Source organism: Aliivibrio sp. 1S128 (genome assembly GCF_001691065.1).
Classification (GTDB): Bacteria; Pseudomonadota; Gammaproteobacteria; order Enterobacterales; family Vibrionaceae; genus Aliivibrio.
The window spans coordinates 1-606 of the sequence record NZ_MAJV01000020.1 but is presented as its reverse complement, the minus strand read 5'-3'; the positions used below and the strand labels follow the sequence as shown (position 1 = coordinate 606).

The window sequence follows — 606 nt, the reverse complement described above, 5'->3', positions numbered from 1 at the left end:
GCTCAAATTTACCACTTAATACGGTAAACCCAAAGAAAATCTAGAATGCCGAATGTAGCAAATCGTGTTAATGCGATTGTTATGGTGATTGTCTTGCACCTAACTGAAATGAGCAATATAACAGTTACTTTAAACTTGCTTGGATGATTAGCAATTCAATGTCTTCGGCAGAATCATTTAATAAGCCATGAGTACCAAAACGTTTATTCACAATCATATCGCCAGCAATAACTCGTTTAGTTTCACCCTCAATAATCATTGAGCCTTCACCTTTGAGGATTATATACATTTCTTCATCATCTTCGTGAGAATGCTCCCCCATTGAACTACCTGGCGGCATAATTACACGAATAGCAAAGTCCCAAGCACCATCAAAATCTTTACGTCTAAATGCACGGTAAATATCAATAGAGCCAACACCATCATGGCTATTGTTATCAACTTCTTTATCACAGTTGTAGAAATTACGAATCATTGCTATCCCTTTCTATTCTTGTCCAATTAATAATATTTCTTACCGCTAAGAGGTTAAATTAAAAACAGTTTACGCTCTACCAAAACCACACAGAAAATGTCACAAAAATTACCATAACGCCTGCATAACAC

Annotated in this window: 1 protein-coding gene; it reads right to left on the bottom strand. The window is 36.0% G+C overall.

Annotation, left to right across the window (positions count from 1 at the left end; all coding sequences use genetic code 11):
- Positions 1–124: 124 nt before the first annotated feature.
- A complete protein-coding gene (locus A6E03_RS04355; protein WP_019823146.1) occupies positions 125–475 on the bottom strand; it encodes a cupin domain-containing protein in 351 nt (116 codons plus the stop codon).
- Between the last annotated feature and the right edge of the window lie 131 nt (positions 476–606).

Excerpts from the sequence above, each read along its gene's own strand:
- A6E03_RS04355 (WP_019823146.1), bottom strand. The coding sequence starts at position 475 with ATGATTCGTAATTTCTACAACTGTGATAAAGAAGTTGATAACAATAGC.